At 59.0% G+C, this 8,447-nt stretch carries 9 protein-coding genes; 2 read left to right on the forward strand and 7 right to left on the reverse strand.

Annotation, left to right across the window (positions count from 1 at the left end):
- Positions 1-6: 6 nt before the first annotated feature.
- Both ACXWUF_RS14120 and ACXWUF_RS14125 read left to right on the forward strand, forming a co-directional pair.
- Positions 7-1,581, forward strand: a complete 1,575-nt coding sequence (locus tag ACXWUF_RS14120) for a SulP family inorganic anion transporter (RefSeq protein WP_458495304.1) — start codon at positions 7-9, stop codon at positions 1,579-1,581.
- 356 nt (positions 1,582-1,937) lie between these two features.
- Positions 1,938-2,459 carry a peptidylprolyl isomerase gene (locus ACXWUF_RS14125; RefSeq protein ID WP_458495296.1) on the forward strand — a complete coding sequence of 174 codons (522 nt, stop codon included), beginning with the start codon at positions 1,938-1,940 and terminating at the stop codon, positions 2,457-2,459.
- Positions 2,460-2,539: 80 nt separating this feature from the next.
- On the opposite strand, the gene ACXWUF_RS14130 is transcribed toward ACXWUF_RS14125, so the two are convergent.
- The 7 genes from ACXWUF_RS14130 to ACXWUF_RS14160 all read right to left on the reverse strand — a co-directional run bounded on the left by ACXWUF_RS14130 (position 2,540) and on the right by ACXWUF_RS14160 (position 8,387).
- Positions 2,540-3,637: a glycosyltransferase gene (locus ACXWUF_RS14130; protein ID WP_458495297.1), complete on the reverse strand. Its 1,098-nt coding sequence runs from the start codon at positions 3,635-3,637 to the stop codon at positions 2,540-2,542.
- Position 3,638: 1 nt separating this feature from the next.
- Positions 3,639-4,220 (reverse strand): DUF3782 domain-containing protein, encoded by a 582-nt coding sequence (locus ACXWUF_RS14135; RefSeq protein ID WP_458495298.1) that lies wholly within the window; start codon positions 4,218-4,220, stop codon positions 3,639-3,641.
- A 125-nt stretch (positions 4,221-4,345) separates the two neighbouring features.
- Positions 4,346-5,956, reverse strand: coding sequence for a reprolysin-like metallopeptidase (locus ACXWUF_RS14140; protein ID WP_458495299.1), 1,611 nt, complete (start codon positions 5,954-5,956; stop codon positions 4,346-4,348).
- Positions 5,957-6,103: 147 nt separating this feature from the next.
- Positions 6,104-6,742 (reverse strand): Uma2 family endonuclease, encoded by a 639-nt coding sequence (locus ACXWUF_RS14145; protein ID WP_458495300.1) that lies wholly within the window; start codon positions 6,740-6,742, stop codon positions 6,104-6,106.
- A 135-nt stretch (positions 6,743-6,877) separates the two neighbouring features.
- Positions 6,878-7,675 (reverse strand): endonuclease domain-containing protein, encoded by a 798-nt coding sequence (locus ACXWUF_RS14150; RefSeq protein ID WP_458495301.1) that lies wholly within the window; start codon positions 7,673-7,675, stop codon positions 6,878-6,880.
- 133 nt (positions 7,676-7,808) lie between these two features.
- On the reverse strand, positions 7,809-7,970 hold the full coding sequence (locus tag ACXWUF_RS14155; RefSeq protein ID WP_458495302.1) for a hypothetical protein: 162 nt from the start codon (positions 7,968-7,970) through the stop codon (positions 7,809-7,811).
- Positions 7,971-8,069: 99 nt separating this feature from the next.
- Positions 8,070-8,387, reverse strand: a complete 318-nt coding sequence (locus ACXWUF_RS14160) for a hypothetical protein (protein WP_458495303.1) — start codon at positions 8,385-8,387, stop codon at positions 8,070-8,072.
- Between the last annotated feature and the right edge of the window lie 60 nt (positions 8,388-8,447).

The following is an 8,447-nucleotide window of genomic DNA, read 5'->3' on the forward strand; positions in this document are numbered from 1 at the left end:
ACTGCCATGCCGCACAAGCGCTTGCACTATTACCTAAATCACCTGAATAACGACATCCCGGCGGGCATCGTGGTGTTCCTGGTGGCTTTGCCGCTGTGTCTGGGCATTGCCCTGGCGTCGGGAGCGCCGATGTTCGCGGGGATTACCGCCGGCCTGATCGGCGGCCTGATCGTCGCCTGGGCCAGCGGCTCGCAACTGAGCGTGTCCGGGCCGGCGGCGGGCCTGACCGTGGTGGTGGTGAGCGCCATCGACAAATTGGGCAGCTATCCGGTGTTCCTGTCCAGCGTGGTGCTGGCGGGCATCTTCCAAGTGCTGCTGGGCTTTATCAGGGCGGGCATGATCGGCGCGTATTTCCCCGCCGCCGTCATCAAGGGAATGCTGGCCGCCATCGGCTTGATTTTGATTCTTAAGCAAATCCCCCACGCGGTGGGCTATGACGCGGACTACGAGGGCGACGAATCCTTCGACCAGAGCGACGCCCACACCACCTTCTCCGAATTGGCCTACTCACTGGACGCCATTTCTTACGGCGCGGTCATCGTCAGCGTGGTGGCGATCCTCATGATGTGGCTGTGGGGAACCCGCTTCCTCAAGCGCCAAGCCTTGCTCGCGCTGATTCCCGGCCCCTTGGTCGCCGTTTTGTGGGGCATCGCCTACAACCTGCTCAGCCGTCAATACGCGCCGGAGTTCGCCATCGACCCCGCGCATTTGGTCAAGCTGCCGGAAATCCGGGGCCTCCGGGACTTCTTCGGGCAGTTCGCCTTGCCCGATTTCAGCCAGTGGGCCAACCCGGACCTTTACGTGACCGCCGCCACCCTGGCGGTGGTCGCCAGCCTGGAGAGCCTGCTGAGCCTGGAAGCCGTGGACAAGCTGGACCCCTTGCGGCGGGTGGCCCCGACCAACCGCGAACTCAAGGCCCAAGGACTGGGCAACATCATCAGCGGCCTGATCGGGGGCTTGCCCATGACGTCGGTCATCGTGCGCAGTTCCGCCAACGTGAACGCCGGGGGCCGGACCAAGGTGGCCTGCTTTGTCCACGGGCTGTTGCTGCTGCTGAGCGTGATGTTCATCGCCGAATATTTGAATCTGATTCCCCTCGCCGCCCTGGCGGCGATCCTGCTGGTGACGGGCTACAAGCTGACCAGACCTGCGCTGTTCAAAGACCTCTACCAGAAGGGCCACAGCCAGATCGTGCCCTTCGTCGTGACCATCTTGGCGATACTGTTCACCGACCTGCTCAAGGGCATGGCGATAGGCATGGTGTTCGGGCTGTTCTATGTCATCCGGGCCAATTTCCATTCCGCCATCACCCTGACCCGCAACGGCAATCACTACCTGCTGAGGATGCAAAAGGACGTGTCCTTCCTGAACAAGGCGCCACTCCGCGAGCATTTGGCGAAGATCGAAGAGAACGGCTACGTCATCGTCGATGGCGGGCGGGCGCAATTCATCGACCAGGACATCCTCGAAGCCATCGAGGATTTCGTGGCGGCCGCTCAAGACAGCGGCATCACGGTGGAGTTGAAGAACTTGAATGGCCGGTCGGGAATCGTCGCGCCGGGCAAGATGGTCTTATCGTAGGGTGGGTTACGGCGCACACTTCGCTGTGTTCGCGCTTCAAGTTGTCCTGCCGTGCGCCGTAACCCACCATCCTGACATGGCGGGTTACGGCGCACGGCAAAATCAACAGCCAAATCAAGCTTCCCATCGCGCGCCTAACCCACCCTACGAAACTGGATAAGCTGAATCCGCTGGTTGGAAAACGCCGCGCCCGGCCCCATTTACCCCCACGGTAAGCGATAATTTCCCCCCGTTCCCTTTCCCTTCGGAAGAGTCCCTTAACCATGAGAATCCCAGCGACGATTTTCTTTTGCGCCCTAGGCCTGGCCCTTAACAGCCAAGCGGCGGTAAAACCCAAACCAGCGGAGAAACCCAAAGTGACCGAAACCACCAGCCCCCAAGTGAAACTGCACACCAGCCTCGGCGATGTCGTCATCAAGCTAAATGCCGAGAAAGCGCCGGTCAGCGTTCAGAACTTCCTCACCTATGTGAAGGAAGGCTTCTACGACGGCACCATCTTCCACCGGGTCATTCCCGGCTTCATGGCGCAGGGCGGCGGGTTCACGGAGAAATTCGTACAGAAGCCCACCCATCCGCCCATCAAGAACGAGGCGGACAACGGACTCAAGAACAATCGCGGCACCCTCGCCATGGCCCGCACCCCGGACCCGAACTCGGCCACGGCGCAGTTCTTCATCAACTACAAGGACAACAACTTCCTCAACTACACCGCGCCGACCCCGCAGGGCTGGGGCTACGCGGTCTTCGGCGAAGTGACCCAAGGCATGGACGTGGTGGACAAGATGGCGACCGTCCCCACCGGACGGGGCGGCCCCATGCCCTCCGACGTGCCGCAGACGCCGATCATCATCGAGAAGGCCACGGTGGTCGGCGAGTAAGGCTTATCACTGTCGGACTGAAGTCCGACCTACGGCTTCTATGCTATCGGCTGTAGGTCGGGCTTTAGCCCGACAAAGCACTACCCAATCCCCCGCTCGGCCATCAATCGGCCATACAAATCAAGATAGTCCCGCACAATCGCCGCCTTCCCGAAGCGGGCCTGCAACACCCGCCGCCCGGCGTCTCCCAGCGCATTGCGCTGAGCTTCCGTCGCTGCCAGCATTTCACCGATGCGCTCCGCCAACGCCACGGGTTCGGCGCAGGGGCAGAACAGGCCGGTGCTGCCCTCCTCGATCAACTCCAAAGCCCCATCCGTCGCCGTGCTGACCACGGGCAGGCCGTAGTTCCAGGCTTCCAGGATGACATTGCCCAGCGGCTCATGCCGGGAAGGACACACGAACCCATCGGCCAGCGCGTAGAAGGGATCGGCGGGATTCTGCCAGCCCAGCCAGCGCACCCGCCCAGCCAGGTTCAATTCGGTGGTGAGCTTGCCTAGCTCGTCGGCCAGCGGGCCATCGCCCAGCATCAGCGCCATCCAGGGCCGACCGCCGATCTCGACCGGCAACCGGGCCAGCGCGTGCAGCAGGTCGTCGAAGCCCTTCTTCTCAATCAAGCGGCCCAGGGCCAGCAGAATCCGGGTGTCGTCGGGAATGCCGTATTGCGCCCGCAACGCCGCCTTTTGGACATCGTCCAAGCTGATCGCGTCGGGCACGAAATTGCCGATGTAAAACACCCGGTGGGCGGGCAAGCCCTCTTTGACGAGGTAATCGCAAATGCCTTGCGTGTTGCCGACCCAGGCATGGGCGTGGCGGTAGTAGCCGTCGATTTTGTAAAACCCGCCCAAGCGGGCGATGTGGACGGCGGGGGCGTTTTTCGGGAGGCGGGTCAAGCGCGTGGCCCGGCCCATATAGGTTTGGACGACGCAGGGCTGGCGGCTTTCCACCAGCCTCCGCATCCGCCAGATGGACCACAGATCCCATTGGTTCGCCATGGGCAGGTGGACTTGCTCGATGGCGTCCTTGGCGAGTTCGCGGGCCACGGGGGTATCACGCCGGTTGACCGCCGTCACCGGCTCGCCCGCCTCGTGCAGCGCCCGCACCAGCCGCACGTAGAACTGGTCCGCCCCGCCGAATTGCCGACCGCCCAAGACCTGGAGAGAAGGGTAACTTTTCGGCATGTCACCAAATTCCCGGACGGAAAGCGCCATCGTTGCGGATGGTCACGGAATCGCCGTTTTGCGCTAGCACGAACAAGCCCTGCCGGTAGGCGAAGCGGGCCACGTCGTCCGGCACCACCATCGCCGCCACCGCGCCCATGACGCGATGCTCGCGGTAGGCCGGGAACAGCGCCTTGAAACGTCCCATGCGGTCCAGGTGTTCCCGCACATCGTCGAGCTTGAGTTCGCTCTTGGTTTCCACCAGCACCGCGTCGGTACCGTTGACGATGAGCAGGTCGATTTCCATGGCGTCGCCGTCCCGCTCGGCGTAGGCGCGGGGATAAACCTCATGCACGTCGATGCCGCGCTCCCGGAACAACCGCACGGCGGCGGGCCGGACCATTTCCTCGACGAACTCGCCCAGCCGGTTGCCCAGCCGACCGATGGCCTGGGTCACGTCCTTGAGCTTGCGGTCGGTTTCTTTCATTTGTCGGGCGGTCTCTTTCATTTGTTGGAAAGTCTCTGCTTGCTGCTTGCGCAGCGCCTCGTCGCTCTGCGCAAGGTTCCGCAGGATTTCCCAGATTTCTTCTTGTATGGTGGCCATGGGGAATAGTTCGGTGAATGGGAAGACAGGAGAATTGCACACGTTTCGCCAACGGGTGTCCACAGGAGCGGGCCGCAAGCGGGGACAACATCCCTCCAAAGGGAGGTTTATCCCCATCGAAAACCTTACTTCTTTACCGCCTTGACGAACCCCGACACCCGCCCCGCCGTCTTGGTGATGGTCAAAGCCACATCGGCGGCGCCGGGCTGACCGGGGGCAACGCCGCAAGGCGAACCCTTGCAGCGGGTGATATTGGGATTGGAATACACGCCCACCTCCGGGTCGTAGTAGCTCATGATGTCGCCGAATAGGCCATCAATGCCGTAACCGTAGGAATACTCGAAAATGCCCGGCACATTGTCCGCATGGGGGCGGTCGTGGGCGGCGCCTAGGACATGGCCGATCTCGTGGGCCAGGGTGTAATCGGAACAATAATATCCGTTCGATGCCCCATAGCTGACGACACCGAAGGCGAGGCTAGCCCGCAATGGGTCGCCGCCGCTGCCGTTGACCCAGGCTTCGCCGCAATTGTCGCCCTGGGACAGCGGCTTGAAGGGGCGGATCAGCATCACGATGTCCGCGCCCTTCTGCTTGCGTAGCGCCGGGATGTTTTCCAGGCCACGCCTGAAATCGGTGATGTCGTCGAGGGCGGCATCGTTGTCGCTGCCGTTCGGATAGCTCACCTGCTGGCGCGCCACCAGCCGCAACACCGCGTTGGCCTGGCTATCGACCAAGGCTTGATTGACCAGGGACAGCAGATAATTCAAATCGCTGCCCAGCTTTTTGGAGACCAGCCCCGAGGTGTAGACGATCATCAAGTCGATCACTGGCTTGCCATCGGCATTGATGGTGGCGGTTTTGGGCCGCGCCGGGCCGTTCTTGTCCGTGGCCCGGCCAGCGGCGGATTGCCTGTCGGCATTGGGAATCATCGGCACCGGAAAGGCCACGGGAAAACGTCCATCCTCATTAAGCGTGCCGCGCTGCAAGCCCGAGGCGTTCATGTCCACCAGCCAGCCATCCTCGCCGTCTGTTTCCACCTGATACAAACCGCCCGGCGTCCGCACCTGCCCGACCACGCCCTCGCCGCCCAGCGTGAGCAGCGCCCGGTATTTTCCCTCCGGCCCGTCCACATAACCCACCCAGGTCAGGTCGCCGTCCTCGTGCTTCCACACGTTGTCGTGGGTGAATTCGTAGCGGCCATCGGGCAGATTGGCGGACGCCTTGTCGCCCTTCTTCATGCCGCGCAGCTTGCTGACCGGAATCTTGATGGGATGGACCGAACCCGGCGCATAGCTCGCGTAGCGGGCGGGCGGCATAAGGCTTGGCTGGCGGTAGGACAGCAATTCCTGCCCGGAGCGGGGTCTTGCGTCGGTGGATGGCGGCGACACGCCGCTGCCGTTGCGCCCGGTGACGGACACCTCCGTCAGTCGGCCCTTGGCGTCCCACGTCCCGGCGTAGTTGTAGCCCCGCAGCAAGTCGCGGACCACGTCCGGCCAAGCGGTCCCGGTGGAATGGGCGTGGATTTTGTCCCGCGCCAATTCGGGGGCGATGCGGAAACGGATGCCGGAGGGAATGGCGATTTCCGCCAGCGTGGCTTCCAGGGTTTTCCCGGAATCCACCACTTGGGGGCTGGCTGGTCTTTGCGGGGCTGGCGCGGCTTGGGCAGAAGCCGTGCCGGGACCAGCGGCGATGATGGTGGCCAGAAGGCCAAGGGACGGCAGAATTCGGTGGCTCATACTAAGTTCCTCTTAGCGGGTGAGATCAATCCTTTCGAGTCCATTTTAGCCCCGCCTACTGCGAATAGCGTCCATGATCTCTCCTTCGCTCGTGCCGGGACTTTCCCTCTCTTCCTTGACGACTTGGCGTGAGATTCCGTGCGCTTATTAAGGCAAGCAGGGGAAATCAGGCTCCGGCGCATCGGTTTCTGGCGGGAATTCAACTTGCTCATAAACCTCGGCCAACGCCAAGCGGCAGGCTATCGACTCCAGCCACAGATTTCCTTCCAGCCCCTCGACCGTCGTATATAACCACTGCCCGCCAGCTTGCCGCCGGTAATGCTCGATGACCGGCTTATTCGAGGCGATCAAGACATAATCTTCCAGCGATTCCAAATGAGCGGCATAGCGATGGAATTTATCGCCCCGGTCGAAGGCTTCGGTGCTGGGGGACAATACTTCGAATATGACTTTGGGATTGAGCAACACATCCCGGTGTTCGTCGTGGAAACGCGGCTCGCCGCAAACCACGGTGGCGTCGGCGTAGGAATACATGCCTTTGCGGGTATTCTTTTGGATGGGGCCGCTGCGGATTTTCATGTTCGGGGAGAAAGTCCGGCAGGTCTTGCCGCGTAGTTGCGGAACCAGAATTGCCACGAGATTACAGCAAATTGCGCTGTGATTTGGGGTTTCTCCGGCCATTGCATAGATATGGCCATCCACGTATTGATGGCGCTCTTCGGATTGGCGTTCGAGGGCGAGATAGTCGTCCTCGCTGTAAAAATGTACGGGTTTAACTGCGGCCATGGGGTTATCCTCCAAATGCTATTTCGACCTATTTATCGTTCTCACGGTCTCCGTGGGAATACCGTAAGCAAGTAGCCCGGATGCAGCGCAGCGGAATCCGGGATAATCCGGGCCATCATAGCGACACCGACTAAATTAAAACAATTCCAATTGCCCAGGTTTATCGTCTAGGCGAATTTTCTTCGCCCCCTCATCTCCGCGCTCCAAGCCACCCAGACGGTTTATGTTTTCAACGACTGTAGGCACGCAATAACCCGCCATCTTTTCATTCACTTGCAGGGTATTAAACCGTAATACCCGCCAACCTTCGGTTTTGAGCGCGTTGTCACGTAGATTATCGGCTCCCGCTTTTTCTTTGCCTACATGCCAACTATCTCCATCGGTTTCCACATCCAATTTGCCAGCAACACAATAGACAGCGAAGTCGAGAAGGTAGTTTTTCTTGTCAACTTCTACCAACTCTTGACGTTCGGCATCAATCTGCAAACGCTTAAACTCAGTCCACATGCGGTCCTCTAAAGGACTATCGTCGTAGAGGTCGTTAATCTCCGCCGCGTTTATGAATTTTTCCCAGGTTGAGGGGATGAAAATTATTCTGCGCCAGCGGCGACTGAGGATTGGCTTCGGCAAGGTTTGTAATGGGCCTAATGAAATCTTGTAATAGGTTTTATCTTGCTTTGGGCTGGGCGGCTCATTGGGAAATAGGTCATGACGATGAACCTTTTTAATAGAGTGTACTTTCGCGTAATAACGTACAGAATAGGCTTCGCCCTTAAACGCTTTGGTTTGGTAAAACGCCACCCATCTTGGGGGCCAGCGATGCTTTAGCCATCTTTCCACGCTGTCAACCGGGATGCGATACCAAGATTCCTCGCATAGTATGCGAAAATCCTTGCCGTTATTCATAATGGCGACCAAAACTTCCCCTTGCATGGCTTATCTTGCATTTGGTGTGTTATCTCGGCGACTTGGTGTGAGGGATAGCAATGTGTAGGTCGGGCATGTATTCCCATGCCAAACGCTCGCCTTGCCGATGGGTAATGTCGGGCATGGGTATATGCCCGACCTACGTTACTTCATCGGCGGCGATGGCTTCGGGGGTTTCTTCGGTCGGTAATGGATGGGTTTTGAGGAAGAGCGCGAATTCGTAAAGTTGCACCGCCCGCGCCCAAGGTATTTCTTTGGCTATCTCAGAAATCGCTTTCGCTAAATCGGGTTGAGTTTGCATTTTCATGACCTACTTAATGTAGGTCGGGCATGTATTCCCATGCCCGACGCTCGTCTTGCCGATGGGTAATGTCGGGCACGGGTACATGCCCGGCCTACGTTACTTTGATTCTATAGGTATGGGGGCGGAAATGAATAACTTGTCTACTATAATCGACCACTGTTTGATGGCCTCCATTTTTATATCTTTGTCATTTTCGCCATCAATAACCCTCTGCAAAAAATCGAGAGCCTGATTTAACTGAACTTGGTTGTATTGAAACGTTCGAAGCCTATTTATTTCAGCGCCTAGCGAATATATTTGTTGGTCTTTTTCTGCATTTTCCCGTTCAAGATGAGCTATTTTAGCTTCGCATTCCGCAACCTCTACTGAATTTGTATTCAGCGCCGCCTGAGGCTTAACTCCACGAACTGCCATAATATTTGCCCTATTTCAGCAAGCAAGCACCCCGGATGGAGCTTCGCGGAATCCGGGGCT

This window comes from Methylomagnum sp. (genome assembly GCF_054333355.1).